This is a genomic window from Actinomadura rugatobispora (genome assembly GCF_042656285.1).
GTDB lineage: Bacteria > Actinomycetota > Actinomycetes > Streptosporangiales > Streptosporangiaceae > Spirillospora > Spirillospora rugatobispora.
Genome location: NZ_JBHSON010000027.1, coordinates 1 through 21,365, shown reverse-complemented (window position 1 = coordinate 21,365; position 21,365 = coordinate 1). Strand labels below are relative to the sequence as shown.

General features: G+C 69.5%; 20 protein-coding genes. 9 read left to right on the top strand and 11 right to left on the bottom strand.

The window, feature by feature from the left end; translation table 11 throughout:
- Positions 1–25: 25 nt before the first annotated feature.
- The 7 genes from ACFPZN_RS20270 to ACFPZN_RS20240 form a co-directional block, all read right to left on the bottom strand.
- Complete coding sequence (locus tag ACFPZN_RS20270; protein WP_378283602.1) at positions 26–2,551, bottom strand: DUF262 domain-containing protein; 2,526 nt, start codon at positions 2,549–2,551, stop codon at positions 26–28.
- Positions 2,552–2,657: 106 nt separating this feature from the next.
- Positions 2,658–3,443: a DUF6082 family protein gene (locus ACFPZN_RS20265; RefSeq protein ID WP_378283601.1), complete on the bottom strand. Its 786-nt coding sequence runs from the start codon at positions 3,441–3,443 to the stop codon at positions 2,658–2,660.
- A 14-nt stretch (positions 3,444–3,457) separates the two neighbouring features.
- On the bottom strand, positions 3,458–4,063 hold the full coding sequence (locus tag ACFPZN_RS20260; RefSeq protein WP_378283600.1) for a DUF6879 family protein: 606 nt from the start codon (positions 4,061–4,063) through the stop codon (positions 3,458–3,460).
- On the bottom strand, positions 4,056–4,325 hold the full coding sequence (locus ACFPZN_RS20255) for a hypothetical protein (protein ID WP_378283676.1): 270 nt from the start codon (positions 4,323–4,325) through the stop codon (positions 4,056–4,058). Before ACFPZN_RS20255 ends, ACFPZN_RS20260 begins: the two co-directional genes overlap by 8 nt.
- Positions 4,326–4,651: 326 nt before the next feature.
- The gene (locus ACFPZN_RS20250) at positions 4,652–5,023 is read right to left on the bottom strand and encodes a nucleotide pyrophosphohydrolase (protein WP_378283599.1); all 372 of its coding nucleotides are present in this window, start codon (positions 5,021–5,023) and stop codon (positions 4,652–4,654) included.
- Positions 5,024–5,032: 9 nt separating this feature from the next.
- Positions 5,033–5,938 carry a PfkB family carbohydrate kinase gene (locus ACFPZN_RS20245; protein WP_378283598.1) on the bottom strand — a complete coding sequence of 302 codons (906 nt, stop codon included), beginning with the start codon at positions 5,936–5,938 and terminating at the stop codon, positions 5,033–5,035.
- Between the two features lie 9 nt (positions 5,939–5,947).
- A complete protein-coding gene (locus ACFPZN_RS20240; protein WP_378283597.1) occupies positions 5,948–7,195 on the bottom strand; it encodes a serine/threonine-protein kinase in 1,248 nt (415 codons plus the stop codon).
- A gap of 314 nt (positions 7,196–7,509) precedes the next feature.
- Between ACFPZN_RS20240 and ACFPZN_RS20235 the strand changes: the two genes are divergently transcribed.
- Complete coding sequence (locus ACFPZN_RS20235) at positions 7,510–8,328, top strand: SGNH/GDSL hydrolase family protein (protein WP_378283596.1); 819 nt, start codon at positions 7,510–7,512, stop codon at positions 8,326–8,328.
- Here ACFPZN_RS20235 and ACFPZN_RS20230 read toward each other — a convergent pair.
- Together ACFPZN_RS20230 and ACFPZN_RS20225 are read right to left on the bottom strand one after the other, a co-directional pair.
- A complete protein-coding gene (locus ACFPZN_RS20230) occupies positions 8,325–8,531 on the bottom strand; it encodes a ferredoxin (RefSeq protein ID WP_378283595.1) in 207 nt (68 codons plus the stop codon). The genes ACFPZN_RS20235 and ACFPZN_RS20230 overlap by 4 nt on opposite strands.
- Entirely contained in the window at positions 8,528–9,718 is a 1,191-nt protein-coding gene (locus ACFPZN_RS20225) for a cytochrome P450 (RefSeq protein ID WP_378283594.1), read from the bottom strand. Before ACFPZN_RS20225 ends, ACFPZN_RS20230 begins: the two co-directional genes overlap by 4 nt.
- 434 nt (positions 9,719–10,152) lie before the next feature.
- On the opposite strand from ACFPZN_RS20225, the gene ACFPZN_RS20220 reads away from it, so the two are divergent.
- Positions 10,153–12,801, top strand: coding sequence for a DUF4132 domain-containing protein (locus ACFPZN_RS20220; protein ID WP_378283593.1), 2,649 nt, complete (start codon positions 10,153–10,155; stop codon positions 12,799–12,801).
- Between the two features lie 13 nt (positions 12,802–12,814).
- Here ACFPZN_RS20220 and ACFPZN_RS20215 read toward each other — a convergent pair whose 3' ends face one another.
- Positions 12,815–13,714 carry a phosphorothioated DNA-binding restriction endonuclease gene (locus ACFPZN_RS20215; RefSeq protein ID WP_378283592.1) on the bottom strand — a complete coding sequence of 300 codons (900 nt, stop codon included), beginning with the start codon at positions 13,712–13,714 and terminating at the stop codon, positions 12,815–12,817.
- Between the two features lie 19 nt (positions 13,715–13,733).
- Positions 13,734–14,087, bottom strand: a complete 354-nt coding sequence (locus ACFPZN_RS20210) for a hypothetical protein (RefSeq protein ID WP_378283591.1) — start codon at positions 14,085–14,087, stop codon at positions 13,734–13,736.
- Between the two features lie 83 nt (positions 14,088–14,170).
- On the opposite strand from ACFPZN_RS20210, the gene ACFPZN_RS20205 reads away from it, so the two are divergent.
- The 7 genes from ACFPZN_RS20205 to ACFPZN_RS20175 all read left to right on the top strand — a co-directional run bounded on the left by ACFPZN_RS20205 (position 14,171) and on the right by ACFPZN_RS20175 (position 21,251).
- The gene (locus ACFPZN_RS20205; protein WP_378283590.1) at positions 14,171–14,848 is read left to right on the top strand and encodes a YdcF family protein; all 678 of its coding nucleotides are present in this window, start codon (positions 14,171–14,173) and stop codon (positions 14,846–14,848) included.
- Positions 14,849–14,950: 102 nt separating this feature from the next.
- Positions 14,951–15,526 carry an IS607 family transposase gene (locus ACFPZN_RS20200; RefSeq protein WP_378283589.1) on the top strand — a complete coding sequence of 192 codons (576 nt, stop codon included), beginning with the start codon at positions 14,951–14,953 and terminating at the stop codon, positions 15,524–15,526.
- Positions 15,526–16,065 (top strand): hypothetical protein, encoded by a 540-nt coding sequence (locus ACFPZN_RS20195; RefSeq protein WP_378283588.1) that lies wholly within the window; start codon positions 15,526–15,528, stop codon positions 16,063–16,065. Before ACFPZN_RS20200 ends, ACFPZN_RS20195 begins: the two co-directional genes overlap by 1 nt.
- Positions 16,062–17,534, top strand: coding sequence for an IS607 family element RNA-guided endonuclease TnpB (tnpB, locus tag ACFPZN_RS20190; protein WP_378283587.1), 1,473 nt, complete (start codon positions 16,062–16,064; stop codon positions 17,532–17,534). Before ACFPZN_RS20195 ends, tnpB begins: the two co-directional genes overlap by 4 nt.
- An 86-nt stretch (positions 17,535–17,620) precedes the next feature.
- The gene (locus ACFPZN_RS20185; RefSeq protein ID WP_378283586.1) at positions 17,621–19,774 is read left to right on the top strand and encodes a molybdopterin-dependent oxidoreductase; all 2,154 of its coding nucleotides are present in this window, start codon (positions 17,621–17,623) and stop codon (positions 19,772–19,774) included.
- A gap of 31 nt (positions 19,775–19,805) precedes the next feature.
- Positions 19,806–20,768 (top strand): hypothetical protein, encoded by a 963-nt coding sequence (locus ACFPZN_RS20180; protein ID WP_378283585.1) that lies wholly within the window; start codon positions 19,806–19,808, stop codon positions 20,766–20,768.
- A gap of 69 nt (positions 20,769–20,837) precedes the next feature.
- Positions 20,838–21,251 (top strand): MerR family transcriptional regulator, encoded by a 414-nt coding sequence (locus ACFPZN_RS20175; protein ID WP_378283584.1) that lies wholly within the window; start codon positions 20,838–20,840, stop codon positions 21,249–21,251.
- Positions 21,252–21,365: the final 114 nt, after the last annotated feature.

Sequence of the window (21,365 nt, the reverse complement as noted above, 5' to 3'; positions counted from 1 at the left end):
AGCGAGATAGACCCCGGGAGGGAGGTCAGTCCGATTCTCGGACCTGGTCGACGAACCAGTCCAGGGTCGCGACCACCACGTCCCAGACGGAGTCGTCGGTGAGCAGGGAGATCGGGAAGTTGGGATAGAGGGAGAGCTTCGCAGCCGGGAGTTCGACCCCCGGCGCCGTGTTCAGGCGCCGGCGAAGCTCGTCGCGTGCCTCGCCGTCATCGAACGGCACCCGTCGTGCGAGGGGCTCGAAGGGGATCTCGACGTAGGCCGGATAGATGGCCAGCATCCAATAGTCCTGACCGCCATGCCGCATCAGGAGTCTGCAACGGGCTGTGGCGGCCCTGCCGAAACTCGGGCCTTCACCCAGCCGCCGCCAATGGTCGAGCAGCCCGGAGACCGCCCGGGCCACGTCGGGACCCTGACGTTCACCGATCTGACGATGGAACCTGAGCTCATGCTCGGCGAGCTCGGACGGATCGACGTCCTCGGCATCGGCGGTCCGCATGTCCTCCGCACCGGGGAGCCCGAGCAATTGGGCCAGTTCCGTCGCCGTGACGCGCTGGTTGGGATCGGCGCGTCCCGACTCGTCGAAGTGGATTCCCTCCTGGCGCAGGACCTCGTTGATGTCACGGTCGTCGTTCTCGTCCACCCAGCGGAAGTTCTTCGACGGCCGTCCCTCCGTGGTGATGACACGATGCGCGTTCAACACCCGCCTACCGGCCAGATGCACCCCGACGGGCAACGGTGCGGAACCGATCAGCTCCGCGAGCTCGGCGTACGTCGTCCACGAACCCGTGGGCAGGTTGGCGAGCGCCTTGTGCAACAGCGTCCAGTCGCGGCCGGGCGCGTCACCGTCCTCCCGTTCGGCGGGGCTGGGCCAGATATTGATCGCCCGTGAGGCGAGGTCATCGGCCCGGCCGAGGATCTCGGCCTTGTTCCACCGTGGCCGGCCAACGATCGCCTGGGTCATCGCGATCCCTGTTTGCCGCAGGCGCTCCCGCTTCCGCTTGTAGGGCATGTCCCCGAGTTCGGAGTTGTACGCGGTCAGGGTGAGATTGCCGAGCGTGTGCACCAGTTCGCGGTGCACCATGGCCGCCTCGTCGCCGTTCTCCGAGAGCTCCGCGCGCCACTCGTCGGTGAGGTGCTGGGGGAGCACGTGCTCGATGGTGATCTTCTTGTCCTCCAGCAGGACCGGCTCGCCGCCCTCGAAGGTCTCCTCGAGACGCCGGAGCACGAGCTTCTTCTGCCCTGCCCGTCCCTGCCAGTAGAACTGGCGCGTACGGATCGCCGTCCGCAGCTCATCGTCGCTCAACCAGTACAGGCGTGCCGGCGACAGCGCCGACCGGACCGTCTCGGCGAGCGGCTCGTCGGCCGACAACTGGACGGTCAGGCGCTGGAAGATCCGGTTGAGGTTGCGGGTGGGAACACCGCCGATCAACCGCCGTACCAGGAAGCTCTCGATATAGGCGAGCGCATCGGCGACCTCGTCGTCGTGGGCGTGCCCCTCCTCGCGCAACTCCAGCATCCGCATGATCGGCGGATAGGTGGTCTGAGCCTGCCATTCGTTGAGGAACGTCAACCTGGCCCTGATCCGGACGTCCTCCTCCTGCTCCGGAGACAGGATCAGTTTCAGATGCTCGGCACGGCGGGCGAGTTCAGCCGCATACCGTTCGACCTTTGCCTCGTGTCCGGCGGTCTCGTCCAGCAGCTCCTGGTGGCCGCGGTAGACGTCGGAGTACTTGGCGTCCTCGCCGCGCTTGAGGACCAGGACGAGGTACATCAGCAGCTCGAGCGCCTGCGTGCCGTGCTCCTTGCGGAGACGCTCCTGCAGCGGCAACCAGTACAACCGGTAGACGTGTTCACCGCGGGTGGGAAGGCACATGAAGACGTAGTTGCGGATGAGATCGACAGGACTGAGACGCGTTCCGGTGTTGTTGAGCGACTCGAAGATGCGGAAGGCGTTGTCGTCCTTCTCGACCACGATGTGCACGAGACTGAGCCGGCTCAGGATCACTTTCTCGATGCGTTCGATGTCGTGCGGGTCGGCCGGATCGTCGGCATCGACGAGCGCGGCGCGGAAGAACTCGTAAGCGGCCCCGATGTTGCCGCTGACCCTTTCGTCGAGCTGGCCGTCGATGCACGCCATCAGCGCGGCCCGATCCGCCTGGGTGGGCAGCAGCCGGTAGCGCAGATCCCCCTGCCTGAACTTGTTGATCAAATGCTGCTCGTTGATGCGTTCGACGCACGAGGGATCCTCGGCGGCGAGATGGTCGCGCAGTGCGCAGAGCGCCAGCAGGAGCGTGGTCAGGCGCTGCTGCCCGTCCACGACGATCCACTGCGAGGTCAGGGCGTCCAGGTGCGGACTCGGAGCCAGCACGACCGAACCGAGGAAGTGCGTGGTCGCCTGGCCCCGGGCGAGCGCATCAGACTGATCGAGGATGTCCGACCACAGCGTGCCGAGCTGAGAAGGCCCCCAGGCGTACGTGCGCTGATAGAGCGGGATCACGAACTGCTTCTCGCCCTGGATCAGCTCGCGAAGTGTCGTCTCTCCGGCCTTCACGCCATCCCCCGTCCTTGTGCGCCGCCCTGGCACAGTGCCGACTCACCCCGATGTTGACAGGAGTTAGGGACATGTGTGCTGCTTTCAGCATGGCGTGATCTGGTCGTTAAGGGCCGTCCATCGTTGCCCTCCGGGAGCAGCCGGGGTAAGTCGTCCCTCGGCGTTTAACGGCGGAGGGCGCGGCGGGCCAGGGGGATGGCGGCCAGGACGGCGGCGGCGGTTCCGGCGGCGAGGAGGGGTCTCTGCCAGCGGCGGTGGGGTTCGGGTTGTGATTCGGGTTCGGGGCGGGTTCTGGGGAAGGGGCGGGGGCTTGGGTGTATTCCTCGTCGAGGATCTGGTGGAAGCGGAGGGCGCGTTTCGTGTCGGAGGTGCGGATGCGGACCTCGCGGGCGGCCTCCCAGAAGGCGCGGCCGGGTCGGCCGCTGAACATCTCCCGGGAGATCGCTCGCAGTCGGGCCTCGCCCAGGGCCTTGGTCTCGAACGACATCTGCCACTCGGACAGGATCATGTTGATGTACATGAGCTGGCGGCGGGCCTTGCGGTCCTCGTCTTCGGGAACCGGGCCCCATGCCTCGTCCAGGTCGGGATCGTCCATGGCCATTTTGAGCAGGTCAGCGATCGCGGAACGGCGCGCCTCTTCGCGGGCGATCCGCGTTTCACGTGCCTGGAGGATGAGTGTGGCCGCGATGCCGAGGAGCGCGAGAGCGGCCAGGAGAGCGGACGCGGCGCCAGAAGTCTGCCCGATGAAGCTCAGACGCTCCCATCGGGATGTGGAACCCCCGAAACCACGCAAAGCCCACGGCGAGGAGCCAATCAGACCTATCGCCACAAGTATGGCGAGTATCAGCGTGAGCGTTCTGAAGGCGCCGCGGTTTCGGGGATTGAAGGGCATCTAAGAACGATAGATCAGGCCGCCGGGCTCGGGAGCGGAGCGATCTCACGTTCGAAGAATGTGAGCAGCGACTCGCCCGACTCGTACAGCCGGGCTATCTCCGTCGCCGCGGCCTGGATCACGTCCGGTGCCTCGATGCGGCGCGCGCCGCAGGGCGTCCAGTCGTCGCGGTAGCGGACCTCGTACAGGACGCGGCGGCCCAGAACCACGATCTCGGGAAGTCGGCTGCGTGATTCCAGCGTTCTCACGCACGACGCTTGGAGGACGCGGAGGCCGAATCCTTCCTCGGCGAGCATCCGCAGCGCGTTCAGCTCCCATTGGAGATAGGGGGTCACGGGTTGCTCGACGACCCGGACGCGCTGGATGCGTAGCCCTTGCTTGGCGTTGTCCCGCGCCTCCGCTCGCACCGCGTCGCGGTCGGCCTCCAGCAGGCGCAGGGCCCGGTCCCAGTCGCCGGACATGAACGCCTCCCAGCTGGTGTCGCCGGGTTCGCGGAAGGTCTGGGCGCGTTCGAGCTTCCAGATCACGCCTTGGAGGTCCTCGACCTGGCGGGCGTAGTCCTTGTGGTACGCGGCGTGGTCGAGGACCTCGCCGGGGACCTGCCGGATCCGCTCAAGCATCGGGGATGTCCGGTTTCGCGGCGGAAAGCATGCGGCCGGAGATGATCACGAGTCGTTCGTCGGAGCCGATGCGCACGCCGGGTGGAAGGCGGTCCGCGTAGGCGGTGGTGGCGTCCCGGCCGATCACGGCGATATCGCCGTTGTCGAGCTGCCAGATCTCGGGACAGTCCTGGGTGGTGCGGCTGTCCCCGAGTTCCGCGGCCGTCCTGCCCAGCCTGCGATGGAACTGTGCGTCGTGATCGGCTTCCCATGGTCTCGGCATGAGGCCACTCGCTTCCGTCATCGGCGATGTTGCTAATTTTCCCATCGGCGTTGGCGGTCGACAAGAGTCGTCATGGTAAAGGGCAGGGATGAAAGCGGGGCGCTGTGGTGTCGCTTTCTCAAGGCCCAGTTGACGGCGTGCGGACATGCCGCGGGAGTGGCTGGAGGACCCGTTTACGGAGACCTGCTTGCGCGTATTGCGGGTGACCGAAAATGCGATGGAGGGCGCAGTGATCCCTTGGTGACCGGGAGTGGAAAAGGCGAGGCATCTTTGCTGGTCAATGGGGCGAGATGCCCGCTATTTCCCATGAAAGGTCGTGAAGGCGGTTACCGATTCTCGGGACGCTTCAGGGGTGGGGCTTTGCGGGCCGAGCCTCGGTAGGACTCGGGGGTGTAGCGGAGGGCGCTGTGTTCGAGCGTGTCGGCGGCGGCCTCCAGGAGGTCGACGCCGAGGAGATCGGCGAGCCGGGTGAGGTAGATGAAGACGTCGCCCAACTCCGCGCGGATGCGGGCGTCGGCCTCGGGGTCACCGGTGACCTGGCGGGACTCGTCGGGGGTGAGCCACTGGAACTCGGCTACGAGTTCGCCGACCTCGCCGGCCAGGGCCATCGCGAGGTTCTTGGGGGTGTGGAACTGTTCCCAGTCACGTTCGGCCGCGAACTCCCGGAGTCGCGCGGCCAGTTCGCCGATCTCCTGCATGCCGCCAGGTTAGGAGGTGGAGGCCAGGAAGGCGGTGATCTCCTGGCGGGTGGGGGCCGTGGTGGGGCCCCGGTGGAGGACGGAGAGGGCGGCCGCGGCGTTGGCTCGGCGGGCGGCTGTTTCGAGGTCGATGCCGCGGAGGAGTTCGGCGGCCAGGACTCCGCAGTGGGTGTCTCCGGCGCCGTTGGTGTCGATCGGGGTGACGGGGTGCCCGGTGATGTGGGTGATTTGGTCTTCGTGGGCGATGGTGCAGCCTGAGGGGCCGGTTCGGACGATGACGGTGGCGTGGGCTGGAAGGCGTTCGAGGAGGGCGGTTGCTGCGGTGCCGAGGGTGGGTTGGTTGGTGAGGGCTTGGGCTTCGGAGATGTTGCAGCTGAGGATGTCCACGTGCTTGAGGAAGTCGTCCAAGGGGAGGTCGGCGGCCAGCGGGCCTGGGTCCAGGAGGACCTTCCCTGGGAGAGTGGCCAGCCAGGTTTGCAGGGTTGTTTCGTTGGCGGGGTTCAGGAGGGTGTAGCCCGTGACGTAGATGAGGTCGGCTTCGGTGACCTGGATGGTGTTGAGGTCGTCCAGGGAGAGTCGGCCCTCTGCGCCGGTGCCGGTGATGAAGGTGCGTTCGCCGTTCTCTTCGATGAGGGCCACGCACGTGCCTGTGGCTGACTCGTCGCCAGGGGGATGCGCTATGGCGATGCCTTCTGCGTGGAGGGCTGCTCGGACGCGGTCGCCGAAGGGGCCTGTGCCGTGGGTGCCTGCATAGAGGACGTCCGCGCCTGAACGGGCGGCTGCCGCCATCACGTTGAGGCCGCCTCCCGGGAGGAGGTCGGTGGTGGTGGCCAGTACGTCGTGCCCGGAGGTGGGGAGGGCCGGGACGCGCATGACGAGGTCGAGGATGACCTGGCCGGTGTGGATGAGTCGCACACGTCGAACTTACTCAGAAGGCGCTGGTGATGGCGCCGCTGCTGCCCCAGTCGCGGTACGTGGCCGAGTAGAGGGAGTGGAAGGTCTCCTCGGGGGTGATCCGCGTCCAGATGTCGATGTCCAGGCGGAGGGGGAGGTGGTCGCGGGTGACCACGAGGGTGTAGGTGATCGTGCTGGCCCCTCCGCCGAGGTTCTTGTAGAACGTGGAGACGGGGTTGTCCGCAGCGAGGTCGTGTTTCTCAGCAGCGCCAGGATGTTGTACGGCGAGGTCACCCAGCGGGCTTGCATGGCCATCCAGATGTGCGGGTCGGTGCGGCCTGCGTTCGGGCCCGCGGGATAAGGCGTCTTGGCCTGGTTGCGGAAGTAGCCGTTGTTGCCGACCAGGATGACGCGTTGGTTGTACGACTCGCTCATGTCCCCCGAGGGGTTGCGTACGGTCACGTCGTAGTTGGTGCCCGCCCCAGGATTGAAGTGCAGCCGTCCGGTGGCTTCGAAGGCGTCGGTGCTCTGGGTCATTCCTCCTTCCGCTGTGAACGACGCCGCCTCTAGGAGGTGGAGCAGGATCGCCCTGCTGGCGGGACGGCGCGTCGGGTCCTTGTGCAGGCACTGGGCGAGCAGGGTTCGGAGTGGGCCGGGGCCGTTGGCCGCGTAGGCGAGGGTGGCGCCCCAGGCGAAGACGTCGGCGGCCGGCGTGACCGGCTTCCCGACAAGTTGCTCCGGCGCCATGTACGAGGGTGTGCCGATGACCGAGCTGGTCGCGGTGAGGGTCGCGTCGAGCGTTCTGGCTACGCCGAAGTCGATGACGCGGGGGCCGTCGGGGCCGAGCAGGACGTTGCCCGGCTTGAAGTCGCGGTGCACCACGCCGGCCATGTGGATGGCGGCCAGCGCGGTGGCGGTGCCGACGACGAGCCGGTAGAGCTCGGGGCCGGCGAGGGCGCCGCCCTCCTCGACGCGTTCACGCAGGGACGGGCCGTCGATGAACTCCGTGACGACGAACGGCGTCCCGGCCTCCTTGCCCACGTCCAGGATCCGGGCCGTGCAGAAGGGCGCGACCTTGCGGGCGGTGGTCGTCTCTTTGAGGAAGGTCGCGTGGGAGCCCGCGCGCTCGTGGAGGAGCTTGATCGCGACGTGTTCACCGGCTGCGGCGGCGAGGTGGACGACGCCCTGGCCGCCTTCGCCCAGGCGGCCGAGCAGCCGGTGGCCGCCGACGCGCTCGGGGTCGCGGGAGGTGAGGGGACGAATCCTCGCGGGGCTCACTGGCATGCTCCATGGGCGTTGCTGAGAAGTCCTGAGGGCGGGCGCGAATGATCGCGGAGCTGCGGGGTTTCGCTCGTGCCGCCGAGACTTGGACGGCCGAAAAGGAACGGTCGTTTACCGGCGGTTGAACATCCGGCCGTTGTCTCGGCCGTGCGGATCACGGTGATCTGGGGGTTGCCCCAATAAAAGGGATTTCAATGGCGAAGTCTGACGAAAACGGGTGATCACGTCGTGGCTTCGCGGAAAGGCGCTCGGGGTATAAGTGGTCCGAGACATCTCGCTCGCCCCCACCCCTTCCAGTAACGGAGTCAGGAATGCATGCCTCCCGCCTCGGCGTGATCACTCTGGGTTCACTGATGTTCACCGCCTGTTCCTTCGTGGCCGCCGGGTCGGCGTCCGCGGCGGCCACGCACTATGTGGCGCTCGGCGACTCCTACTCGTCCGGGACGGGGGCGGGGAGTTACGACCCCGGGGCGGGCGCCTGCAACCGCAGTGCCAACGCCTATCCGCGGCTGTGGGCGGCGGCCAAGTCGCCCGACTCGTTCACGTTCGCGGCATGCTCGGGCGCCACGACCGCGAGCGTGGCCAGCGGGCAGCTGGGTTCGCTGACGTCCACGACGACGCTGGTCACGATCACGGTGGGCGGTAATGACGCCGGGTTCGCGAAGGTGATGGAGACGTGCGTGCTCCAGTCCACGGCCAACTGCGAGACCGCGGTGAAGAACGCCGAGACGTACATGCAGAACACGCTCCCCGGACGGCTCGACTCGGTGTACGGATCGATCCGGTCCAGGGCTTCTTCGGCTCGCGTGGTCGTGCTCGGGTACCCGCGTCTTTACATCCCGAACAGCGCGGGCTGCGTCGGCCTCAACCAGACCAAGCGGACCGTGCTCAACCGCGCCGCCGACACGCTGAACACCTCGATCGAGAAGGCGGTCGCGCGGGCCGGGTTCGTGTTCTCCGACGTGCGGGACGAGTTCTCCGGGCACGAGCTGTGCTCGGGCGACGGCTGGCTCAACTCGGTGACCTATCCGATCGGCGACTCCTACCACCCGACCGCCCGCGGGCACGCGAACGGCTACCTGCCCGCGGTGAACTCGGCGGCGCGGCGCGCGCTGGCCCTGCAGCGCTAGTCGTTTTCGATCAGGGCGATGGCGGCGTTGGGGCAGGCGGCGACGGCGGTTCGTGCGGACGCCGTCTGGTCGGCGGTGGGGAAGGGCTGGAGGACGAGCACCAGCCCTTCCTCCTCGTCCTGGTCGAAGAGGTCGGGGGCGTTGAACGCGCACTGGCCCGCCCCGCGGCAGGCGGCGTGGTCGGCCACGAGCCGCGCGTTCACCAGGCGACCGGGAGCCGCTGGACGCCGTAGATGATCGACTCGCGGAACCGGAGTTCGGCGGGATCGCAGGCCAGGGACAAGTTCGGGAACCGGTCCAGCAGCCTGGTGAACGCGATCTCCATCTCCACGCGCGCGAGGGTCTGCCCGATGCACTGGTGCATGCCGAAACCGAACGCGACGTGGTGCTGCGCGGAGCGCGTCAGGTTCAGGGCGTCGGGGTCGGAGTAGCGGTCCGGGTCGCGGTTCGCGGCAGGCAGGGCGATGATGACGCCCTCCCCGGCCGGGATCGCGACCCCGCCGAGCCGGACGGGTTCGGTCGTGACCCTGGCCGTGCCGCGCTGGACGACCGTCAGGTAGCGCAGCAGTTCCTCGACGGCCTGGGGGATCAGGCCGGGGTCGTCGCGCAGGAGGGCGAGCTGGTCGGGACGGTTCAGCAGCGCCAGGGTCCCGAGGCCGATCATGCTCGCGGTGGTCTCGTGTCCGGCGACGAGCAGCAGCCGGGCGATCGAGACCAGCTCGTCGTGCCCGAGCGCGCCGTCGGCGACCCGTGCCACCGTGCGTCCCAGCAGGTCGTCGGTCGGTTCGTGCTCCTTGTCGGAGACCAGCCGGTCGAGGTAGCCGGCCAGCTCGCCGAAGGCCGCGCCCGTCTCCTCGTCGCTGAGGGTGAGGGACAGGGACGCGACACTGCGGGACTGGAAGAACTCGCGGTCGGCGTACGGCACGCCGAGCAGCCCGCAGATCACCAGGGAGGGCAGCGGGAGCGCGAAGTGCTCCACCAGGTCGGCCGGCGGGGAGGCGGCCGCCATCGTGTCGAGGAGGGCGTCGACGGTCTCGGTGATGCCGGGGCGGAGCCGGTTGGTGCGCCGGACGGTGAACTCGGCGGCCAGCGCGCGCCGCAGCCGCCCGTGGTCGGGATCGTCCATGCGCAGGAACGACAGCGCCCCCGGGACCGGGGGCAGCGGGAACATCCTGGGGAAGGCGGGGTGCTGGTCGTCGGCGCTGAGGCCCGGATGGGCGAGGGCCTCCCGGACGTCGGCGTGGCGCGACACCAGCCAGTGCTCGGTGCCGTCCGGCAGCGACACCCGGCAGGGCGGCCCCTCCCGGAACGCGGCGAACTCGGGGGCCGGGTCGAACGCGTTGGCCCGGTGGAAGGGGAAGGGGGCCGGCGGGGCTGAGGGGCCATTCATGAACGGTCCTCCGAAGGCCATCGTGCCGATCCGTTTCCGGAGTCCGAAAATGGCGTGATGGTACCGCCGGATCGGCGTGATCCGCTGGGGTCGGATTCGACGCTAACTTTCGCCGGTCGGACGTCAAGCGGTGGTGTGCAGTCGGTTTCGGCCCTTGCTGACGAGCGAGAACGGGTGGGAAGAACCGAGCCGGATGGTGATGTGGGGTCGCCTTGTCCGCCGAGTTGCGATGGCCGTCCCTTAAGGGAGGTGTGTAATCGGACCGGGTCCGTCGCCGTAATGAGGGAATGACTTTATGGTGCGCTGGTGGCGGTGACGGTCCTGGGCGCGGCGGTCGCGCTTTGGTAACCGACACTGTCTCCCAGGTAAGGTGCCAGGCGCCGATTTCGGGGTGAACCGGACTCTGTCGGACGGCTCCTCTAACGTGATCAGGCATGAGCGATCGACTGCCGGACGAGAGCGTCCTGGTGTTCCCCGACGTCCTGCGTGAGGCGCTGCACCCGCGCCGCGGAGGGCTGCCTCCTGTGCCTGAGGCTGTGGTGGACGCGTCCGAGCTTGGCCGGGTGCGGGAGCGGCTGGAGGCGGTGCGCCCGGCCATCGAGCGCATCCTCGGCGAGGAGCACCGCAACGCCGACCGGCCCGTCGAGGCGGCGCGGGCGTACCTGCGAGGCGAGCTGGACCCGCGGGGAGCGGCGGTGGTCGCGCGACTCGAAACCCTGTTGACCTACGCGGGTCGCCAGCCGTCGCAGGCTCCGTGGATCGACGCCTGGGTCGTCGAGCACGGGCTCGCCTTCGCCGCCTGCGCCTGCGTGGAGGTCGACGGGGTCGACCTCGATCGGCGGATCGGGACCGAGTCGTACATGCTCGACGGCGACATCTGGCAAGGCGGCAGGTGGGAGCCCAACTTCGTCCACTGGGCGCTCGGCGGAGCCGGGAAGAGGATCCGGTCCCTGCTGGCCGTGGCCGGCGACGCCGAGTACGCCGAAGCGGTGGAACGGCTTGCGGGCCACCGGCGGCACCCGCTGCAGAGGGCCCTGGTGTCCTACCTGGTTCCGACGCGGCAGGACTGGGTCGAGGAGTGCCTGGCGGACCCGGAGCAGTCCTCGCGCGCCAAATGGCTGCTCTGGTGCGCGCTCGGCTCGATGGAGCAGGGGGCACGACTCGGGGCGATCTGGGAGTACGAGTACTACGAGCAGAACCACGGCTTTCTCACGGGCCTGCTCGCCACGGCGGTCGAGGGCGTCGGCACGGCCATCGCGCCCGCGCTCGCGGACTCCCTCGACGACGAGACCGACGTGAAACTCCGCAAGATGTTCCTCGACGCGCTCGCCGTGCTGCCCACCGATGAGGCGTTCGGCTTGGTGGCCGAACGGCTCCACCAGAAGGACGTCCGGCCCGCCGTGGTGACGATGATGGGGCGTTTCCCGAGGCGGGCGCTGCGCGTCCTGGGGCCGGTCGCGGCGGGGGACTCGGAGTCGGCGCGGGTGGCGGTGTCCCTGCTGGACGAGCACCTGCGGGCCTGGCCCGAGCTGGCCGCCGGCGAGCTGCCCGAGCAGGTCCGGTCGGCCGTGGGAAAGGCGCGGGAGGGGAGGGTGGAGGAGGCCGCCGCCGGCGACCTGCCCAAGGCGCTGACCTCGGGACAGGCCCCGGAACCGCCTGCCTGGGCGGCGCCCGGGATGCTGCCGCAACTGCTGCTGCGCGGGCGCGGCAAGTCCCTACCGGCGGACGCCGCCGCCCGCCTGATCGCCGCGCTGTCCAAGACGGGCCCGCGTCGTGCGCCCGCGGCGAACGTCAGGGACGCCCTGGAGGCGTGCGACCCGGTGTCGCTGGCCGCGTTCGGCTGGGCCCTGTTCGACCTCTGGCGGACCTCCGGCGAGGTCGGTGACAACGGCTGGCCGCTGTCCCAGCTCCGCTGGACCGGCGACGACGCGACGGCCCGCAGGATCGGCACGATGGTCCGGTCCGCGGCCTGGCGAGACGGCGTCAAGCTCCCGCAGAACGCGCTGACCGTCCTCGCCGCCATGGGGACCGATGTCGCGATGATGCAGCTCAACTCCGTCGCCGAGAACGTCAAGCCCAAGGCCATCAAGCGGAGGGCCCGCAAGCTGCTCGACCAGGTGGCGGAGGAGCGCGGGCTCACCCGCGACCAGCTCGCCGACCGGCTGGTGCCCGACTTCGGTCTGGACGCCGACGGCAGCATGACGCTCGACTACGGGCCGCGCCGTTTCACGGTGGGCTTCGACGAGCAGCTCAGGCCGCAGGTGTTCGACGAGAAGGGCGTGGCGCGCAAGACCCTGCCCAAGCCGGGCGTCAAGGACGATCCCGCGCTGGCGCCCGCCGCCCACCAGAGGTTCGGCGGGCTGAAGAAGGACGTCCGCACGCTCGCCACCGCGCAGATCCGCCGCATGGAGCGGGCGATGGCCGACCGGCGCCGCTGGGAGCCCCGCGACTTCCAGGAGCTCCTGGCCGGCCACCCCCTCATGTGGCATGTCGTGCGGCGGCTGGTCTGGCTGCACGAGGACGGCGGGAAGGTCACCGCGTTCCGCGTCGCCGAGGACCGCACCTTCGCCGACGCGGACGACGACGTCCTGACGCTGCCGGAGTCGGGCCTCGTCGGCGTCGCGCATCCGGTGGACCTGGGGGACGAGCTGGACGACTGGGGCCGCACGTTCGCCGACTACGAGATCGTGCAGCCGTTCCCGCAGCTCGGCCGCGGCACCTACGCGTTCACCGCACCGGAGCGGGAGGCCGAGCTGCTGGAGCGGTTCGAGGGTCTCGACGCCGGGGTGGGCGCGGTGCTGGGCCTGGAACGCCGGGGGTGGGTGCGCGGCGGCTCGGCGGACGGGGGCATGCAGCCGTGGTTCCACTGGGAGGTCCCCGACGCCGGCCGGACGGTCACCATCGAGGTCAGCCCCGGAATCCCGGCGTGGAATCCGGGCGAGGCCGGCCTGCAGACGGTCCGGTCCGTCCGGATCGCCCGCGCCGACGGCCTGGACGACCTGGTGTGCTTCGGCGACCTCGACCCGGTGAGCGCCTCGGAACTGCTCCTCACTCTGCACACCCTGACCGAGACCACCGCCTGAACGCCGAGGCAGTTCAGGCGGCGGCGGGTTCGCGGGCGGGGGAGCGGAAGACCTGCGCGGTGTGCCAGTCGATGTGGAGCGCGTTCGGGGTCGGCAGGCCCGACTGCGGTTCGCTGACGGGACGTCCCGACAGTTCGTGCACGAGCTTCAGGGTGGCGGCCGTGCGGCCGATGAACTTCCGGGAGACGGCGACCGTGCGGTCCTGCGTCATGCCCAGCACGCCGCGGTCCAGGAGCCGGTGGTGCAGGGTGCACAGGCACAGGCCGTTGTCGACCTGGTCGGGGCCGCCGTAGGACCTCCATTGGAGATGGGCCGCGTCCAGGCCCACGGCCGTACCGTTGAGCCATCCTTCGTAGCCGCAGAAGGCGCAGCAGTACTCGTACGCCTCCAAGACCCGCATGCGGAAGCGCGGGTCGCGCGGTGGAAGGAGCCGCTCGGTGGGGGCGGGCAGGTCGATGCCCTCCAGGTCCAGGCCGGCCTCCTGGCAGATGTCGTCGTGGAGGGACGGCTCGAAGTTGGCCTCCAGCAGGGCGCGGGCCAGTTGCCCCACAAGGGACGGGTCGGCGGTGAGCGCGTGCGCCAGGTCGGGGTGGAGGCGGCCCTGCACGCCGGGCCGGCGCAGCTTGCTGAGGCCGGAGCCGGGGCTGCCCGTGCCGTCGGGCGTTTCCACCACCCAGATCTTGTCGTCGTTGGTGAGGTGGTGGAACGGGTAGCCGGGGCTCGTGGAGCGCGGCGGCCCGAACTCCGTGAGGAGTCTGCCCAGCGGTTCCTCGGCGGCGGAGAACGGGATGGGGCGGTCGCCGTCCCGCTGGAAGCGCGCGAGTGCGAGGAGCAGGAGCAGGGGCTTGTGCGGGGCGCGCACACCGTGCTGGGTGTGCTGACGGATCCGCAGTATTCGCTCCACCCAGTCCACGGGAAAGAGGATAGGGGCGTCAGTGGTACTTGCCGGGCCCCGTCTCCCCTTCGCCGTCGAAGTCGAGGGTGTGCTCCATGTCGAGGTACTCGTCCTCCGGCCACAGGGCGTCGGCGAGGAAGGCGAGGTACTCCTCGTCCCAGGGGTCGAGTTCGGCGGTCAGCGACTCCGGGTAGGGGCCGGGGCCGGTGTCGGCCTGGACGCACGGCGGCGCAGAGACCGGCTCGGCGTGGACGGCGTCCGGCGCGTCCGCGAGGTCGGCGTCGGCGTGCGCCGGCCGTGCTCGGCGGGTTCCCCGGGAACGCGGGAGCAGGCGTGGCAGGCTCAGGGCGAGCAGCGCCGCCACGGAGGCGAGGACGAGGGCCGCGATCACACAGCTGTCCTTTCCGTAAGAGCCTTTCGTAAGGAGCAAAGTAGTTGAAAGCTACTAGCCGGATGTTTCGGAAGGGCAACGACATGCCGCACGCGGGGGAGAGCGATGCCGCGAAGTTTTCCGCTCCTTGGCCGGAGGTCCGGGAGCTGGGGCGGCTGGTTTGGGACCACCTGGTGTTCGTCATGCCGATGGCGCCGAGCCAGGTCATCCTGGCCATGGGCTGCCACGACCCGCGGGTCGCGGTGCAGGCCGCGCGGCTGTGGCACGAGGGGTGGGCGCCTTTGGTCGTGGTCTCCGGCGGCAGGGGCAAGGTCACCGAGGGCTGGGCGGAGACGGAGGCGCGGGTGTTCGCGCGGGTGGTGCGCGAGCACGGCGTGCCCGGCGACGCGGTGCTGCTGGAGGAGACGGCGGCCAACACCGGGGAGAACATCACCGCCACGCGGGCCCTGCTCGCCGCGCGCGGTGTGCCGGTCGAGCGCGGGATCCTCGTGGCCAAGCCCTACATGACCAGGCGCTCCCTGGCCACGGCGGCGCGGCAGTGGCCGGGCGTCGACTGGCGGACCTCCGCGCCGGAGGTGTCGTACGAGACGTACCTGGAGGGGGACGCGCGGCGGTTCCTGGAGCTCATGGTCGGGGATCTGCAGCGCATGGCCGTGTACGCCGAGCGCGGCTTCCAGGTGCCGATGCCCGTCCCGGAGGCGGCCTGGGCGGCGCACGAGGAGCTGGCGCGGCTCGGCTACGACCGCTACGTGATCACCTGACGCCCGGCCTTGTTCCGGGCCCGCTGGGCAGAGGCGGGGGGCCGACACTGCTCCATATTCTATGGGCAAATCTAGTCACTTGCAGTCGTATATCATGATCGGGTGAAGCTTTCGGAGTGGGCACGTCAGCAGGGCGTGAGCTATCAGACCGCCTGGCGGTGGGTGAAGAACGGCAAGATGCCCGTCCCCGTTCGCCAGGCCCCGTCCGGTACATGGATCGTGGAGGAGTCCCGCAAGCAGGTTTCCGGCCATGTGGTCGCGTACTGCCGAGTCTCCTCGGCCGATCAGAAGCCGGACCTTGACCGGCAGGTTGCCCGGGTGGTGACCGAAGCCGGTAAGCGCGGGCTGCCCGTGGGCGAGGTTGTCACCGAGATCGGATCTGGTCTGAATGGCAAGCGCCGCAAGCTGCATCGTGTGCTCGCCGACCCCAAGACGTCCGTGATCGTGGTCGAGCATCGTGACCGGCTGGCCCGGTTCGGCGTCGAGCACCTGCAAGCCGCCCTGTCTGCGACGGGACGTGAGCTAGTGATCCTCGATCCCGAAGAGACCACCGACGACCTGGTCAAAGACATGACGGACGTTCTCACCTCCATGTGCGCCCGCCTGTACGGGCAACGGGCCGCGAAGAACCGCGCCGCCCGCGCCATCGCCGCAGCAACCTCGAAGGAAGACCAGTAATGCCCAAGAAGAAGCGCCAGCCGCCCCAGCCGGGCACGGACCGATACCTGTGCCCGGCGGACGCCTCCAACATCCTCGGGGTTAAGCGCCACGTCATCGCCGAAGCGCTGCGCCAGGCCGGACGAGAGAAGCCGCTCACTCACACCGAGGCGCGATCCTGGCGTGATCATCCGGAGACCGCACCCGGGGAGGGCATAGCCGTACTGGCCGCCGCCGCCTCCGCGAAGGCCGAGCAGGAACACCGCGAGCGCCAGCGTGACATTGAGTACGAGCACCGCATGCTCAACCTGACCGAAAAGGTCACCAAGCTCCTCCTCAAGAGGGCGAAGCACTTCCGAAATCCGGATGCCGAGCTGATCGCGCAGGACATGGCGTTGCGTGCCTCGAAGGAGATGTGCCGCGCCCACAGCGACACCTGCGGCGACCTCGGTGACCCTGTACTCCTCAGCGATCTTGATATTGCCGCCCTGCGCTGGGCTGGCATCAACCCATACGACCACTCGACGTGGATCGTGCACCGGGGGGACTGCCCCGCGTGAAGAAGTTCTGTCCGCAGCCCGGTTTCGTGGTCCAGGCGTACAAGTTCGCCCTGGACCCGAACGCGACCCAGGAGGCCGCGCTGCGATCGCACTGCGGTGCCGCCAGGGCCGCCTACAACTGGGCTGTCGGGTGGGTGTCGGCCTCGTGGTGGCAGCGCAAGGCCGAAGCCACCTACGGGATCGCCGAGGAGGAGCTGACGCCGTGGCGACCGTGGTCGCTGCCCGCGCTGCGCAAGGAGTTCAACCAGGTCAAGAAGACCGACCACCGCTATGCCGGCTGGTGGGAGGAGAACTCCAAGGAGGCATACAACACCGGCCTGGCGAACGCCGCTGCCGCGTTCGACAACTACGCGAGGTCAAAGAACGGCAAACGCCGCGGTGCCCGTATGGGCATGCCCCGCTACAAGCGCAAGCACAAAGCGCGCCTCGCGTGCCGGTTCACCACCGGCAGCATCCGCGTTGCCGACGACCGGCATGTGACGCTGCCCGTGCTGGGCACGATCCGCACCCACGAACCGACCACCAAGCTCCTCGCCCGTATCAGCGACAGCACCGCCCGCATCCTGTCGGCGACCGTCCGGCACGAGCGAGGCCGCTGGTTCGTCTCCTTCCAGGTCGAGACCAAGCGGGAGATCACCAAGGTTGCCCGGCCCAGCGTGGCCGTGGGTATCGACCTCGGGGTGAAGGTACTCGCGGTCATGGCCGACAGCGCCGGAGAGATCCGCTACGCCGACAACCCCAAGCACTATGAGGGCGAGCAGAAGCGCTTGCGGCGTCTCTCGCGGCGCGTCTCCCGCCGCCAGGGCCCGGCCGTCTACGACCCGGCCACCGGCAAGACGACCCGACAGGAGCCGTCGAACCGCTGGCGCAAGGCCAACGCCGAACGCAACAAGGTCCACCACCGGGTGGCGAACCTCCGCGAAGACGCCCTGCACAAGCTCACCACCAGCGTGCGCGCCGAGTACGGCACCGTCGTGGTCGAAGACCTCAACGTCGCCGGAATGCTCCGCAACCGGCGCCTTGCCCGCAAGATCGCCCAGGCCGGCTTTGGAGAGATCCGCCGCCAGTTCACCTACAAAGGCCAGCGCAACGCCTGCCCGACCATGGTCGTCTCGCGTTGGTACCCATCCTCGAAGACCTGCTCCTCATGCAAGACGGTGAAAGCCAAGCTGCCCCTGCATGTCCGAGTGTTCTCCTGCGACGCCTGCGGCCTCGTCATCGACCGGGACGAGAACGCGGCCCGCAACCTTGCCGATCTCGCGTCGGCCAGCATGACCGGTACCGGAGTGGCCGGAGACCGGGGCACCCCCAGCGTGCCGAAACCGCGTGGAGCCGACCAGAAGACCCGCGCCACCCGCCAGGCCCGCAAAGGCCCGGCGGGGCGGGCAGGTGGCGCAAAACCGACCATGCGTCGGAAGGAACCGCGAGACCTTCATCAGGACACCACGACCCAACTCGGGCTGTGGTGACACCGTTAAGGACCTTCCGTGCAGAAACGCACGGATTGCTGAGATCCGACTATGACCTCAGCAACGGCATGGTGCACAATCGGGCCATGGGCACGACGCAAGCGACCACTTACTGTCGTATCTGTGAACCGCTGTGCGGGCTGGAGGCCACCGTCGAGGACGGTGCGCTGCTCCAGATCCGGTCCGACCGCGAGCACCCGCTGTCCAAGGGCTTCGCCTGCCCCAAGGGCATCGCCATGACCGAGGTCCAGAACGACCCCGACCGCGTCGTCCACCCGCTGCGGCGCCGTCCCGACGGCGAGTTCGAACGGGTGACCTGGGACGAGGCCCTCACCGACATCGCGGCGAGGCTGCGCCGCATCCGGTCCGACCACGGCGGCGAGGCCATCGGCTGGTACTTCGGCAATCCCGCGACCTTCTCCTACAGCCACCCGCTGTGGCTGAACTCCTTCATGGCCGCGCTGAAGTCGCCGCACCTCTACTCGGCCGGGTCGCAGGACGTCAACAACCGGTTCGCGGCGAGCGCGCTGCTGTACGGCTCGCCCGCGCTGGTCCCCATCCCCGACCTCAAGCGCACCGACCTGCTGCTGATGCTCGGCGCCAACCCGCTCGTCTCGCACGGCAGCATCATCACCGCGCCGCGCATCAAGGAGGAGCTGGCGGCGATCACGCGGCGCGGCGGCCGGGTCGTGGTCGCCGACCCGCGGCGCACCGAGACCGCCCGCGCCCACGAGCACCTGCCGGTGGCGCCCGACGGCGACGCCTGGCTGCTGCTCTCCCTGCTGAACGTGATCTTCGCGGAGGGGCTGGAGGACCGGCGGGACGACGGCGTCCGGGCGCGGGGGACGGAGACGCTGCGCCGCCTCGCCGCCGCCTTCCCACCCGAGGACACCGCGGCGCGCAGCGGCGTCCCGGCCGAGACGGCGCGGGCCCTCGCGCGCGACCTGGCCGCCGCGGAACACGCCGTCGTCTACGGCCGCACCGGCACCTGCCTGGGCCGGTACGGCACGCTCACCGCGTTCCTCATCGACGCGGTGACGTTCGTGACGGGCAACCTCGACCGCCCAGGCGGCGGCATCTTCGGCGCCGCGCCGCTGCGCGTGGACGAGATCCTCCGCCTGTCCGGGCTGGCCACCTACGGCCGGACCAGGTCGCGGGTCGGCGGCTACCCCGACGTGCTGGGCACCTTCCCCGCCGGGGTGATGGCCGAGGAGATCACCACCCCCGGGCCGGGACGGCTGCGGGCGCTGCTGGTCTCCGCCGGGAACCCGCTGCGGACCGTGCCGGGGACCGCCGCGCTGGAGTCCGCGCTGGAGGAACTCGACCTGCTGGTCTGCATCGACCTGTACGTCACCGACACCGGGCGCAAGGCCGACTACGTACTGCCGGCGACCACGTTCCTGGAGCGCGAGGACCTCCCGCTGCCGTTCCTGCAGAACCACCTCACCCCGTACGTGACCTGGACCGAGCCGGTCGTGGCGCCGCGCGGCGAGGCCCGCCAGGAGTGGGAGATCATCGACGAGCTGGCCCGCCGGATGGGGCTGGCGCTGGGCGCGGTCGGCGCGCAGCGGCTCGCGTACCGGATGGGCGTGCGCCCCTCGCCCCGCCTGATGGTCGACCTGCTGCTGCGCACCGGGCCGCGCGGCGACTGGTTCGGGCTGCGCAGGGGCGGGCTCAGCCTCCGGAAGCTGCGCGCCAACCCGCACGGGATCGTCCTGGCCGAGCACCAGCGGACGGGCACGCTGCGCCGCAGGATCCTGCACAAGGACAAGCTGGTGCACCTGGACCCGCCCGAGATCGTCGCCGAGATCGAACGGCTGGCCGCGGCCCCGGAACCGCCGCCGGAGTACCCGCTGCGCCTCATCGGCCTGCGCGAGCTGCGTTCGCACAACTCCTGGATGCACAACGCCCCCGCCCTGATGCGGGGCAAGCGCGCGCACGCGGCACGCGTCCACCCCAAGGACGCCGCCGAGTACGGCCTCCAGGACGGGCAGCCGTGCCGGATCGCCTCCGAGCACGGGACGGTCGAAGTCCCGGTCGTCGTCACCGACGAGATGTCGCCCGGAACGGTCGCCGTACCGCACGGCTGGGGACACGAGGGCGGCGGTTGGAAGCGGGCCAACGCGGCCGGTGGCGTGAACGTCAACGTGCTGGCCTCACCCAGGGCCGACGACCTCGAACCACTCGCGGGGATGGCGCACCTCAACGGCGTCCCCGTCGCCATAGGCCCCGCCACCTGAACCAGGGCGGGCACGGGAGCGTCCAAGGCCCATGCCCGAGCGCCGCTGGTTCCTGAGGCCCGCCTACGTGCCGGTGATGATGCTGGTGCTGTCGCTGCTGGCGGCGGTCGTCGTGGTGGAGTGGCGTGGCGAAGGGGCTTACGGGGAACCGAAGCCACGCGACACCGCTCTCCTGGAAGCGCGCGCTCGCGAGGTCATCTCCGCCTGGCAGGCGCGGCATCCCGTTGCGAAGCGCACCTTCGTGCCCGTACGCCCCAGGACGGTGCCGCCTGTCGTCGGGACGTCGGTGCTGTACGGGCGCGATCCCTCCGTGCAGCGGCAGGAGGAGATAGGGCGCGCCGTGAGGTCGGGGCACCTGCGCGTGGCGCCGCGCGCTGTCACGGACGTCCTACCGGAACGGCAGCCGGTCCTGTGGGAGGACGGATTCAGCCTGGACGTGCCTGTCGTCTCGGCGGCCGATGCGATCTCCACGGCACGGTCCTCTTTCTGTGAGTCGCAGGACTGCGGGGTTCCCGCGCTGGAGGTGACCGGGGCGCGGTTGCGGTCGGCGCCCATGGAGACGGCGCATGGAAGGGCCTCGGTGCCCGTGTGGATGCTCGACCTGGAAGGCACCCCGGTACGGCTGGCGCTCAAGGCCACCGATCCGCGACTGGAGCCCGAGGCCCTCAAGCCTCGTTTCCAGCCCGGCGGCGGTGTTTACGCCCCTGTTTCCAGGGTGGAGGCGCCGACGCAGGGGTCCTCTATGACCGTCCAGTACATCGGGGCGCCTCCCGGGGAGGGGCCGTGCTCGGCCGAATACCGGGCACGCGTGGTGGAGGGCGAGACCGCGGTGGTGGCGATCGTCCAGGCGCGTCCCCGGCGCGAGCCCGTCGAGGGCGTCGCCTGCGCGCCCGCCGGAACGCTCCGGCGGGAAGTGATCTCCCTGTCCCGCCCTCTGGGCGAGCGGGTCGTGCTCGATCTCGCCCAGGGACTGCCGGTACCCGTCATCGGATGAACCGGAGGGTGACCGGATAAAGTCTCACACGCATGTGAGTGTTCAACCGCGACGGACAGGGGCGGGACGATGCGCATCGGGGAACTGGCCCGGCGTACCGGCGTGAACCACCGGCTGCTCCGCTACTACGAGGAGCAGGGCCTGATCGAGGCGGAGCGCTCGCCGAACGGGTACCGCGAGTACGGCGACGAGGTCGTGCTCCAGGTCAGGCAGATCAGGGCGCTGCTCGGCGCGGGCCTGAACACCGGGGCGATCAGGAGCATCCTGCCGTGCGCGCAGGGGACCAGGCCGACGTTCGATCCGTGCCCGGAACTGATGGCCACGCTGCACCGCGAACTCGCCTCGATCGACGAGCACATGGACAACCTGGAGCGGGCGCGCAGAGCCCTGAGCGGATACCTCGCCGACGCCTCAGGACGCGTCGAGGCGCGCGAGACCGAGCCGGAGACGGAGCGGGATACGGCTGACCGGGGCCGCGTCTAGACGGTTGATTCCAAGGGGTTTGGGTGCGGTCAGTGATCAAAAGCGGTGAGTGATCGTTTGACCTGTTGGCCGGTGTGGTCGTTGTGCCAGATCGCTGCGGTCAGTGCCAGCACC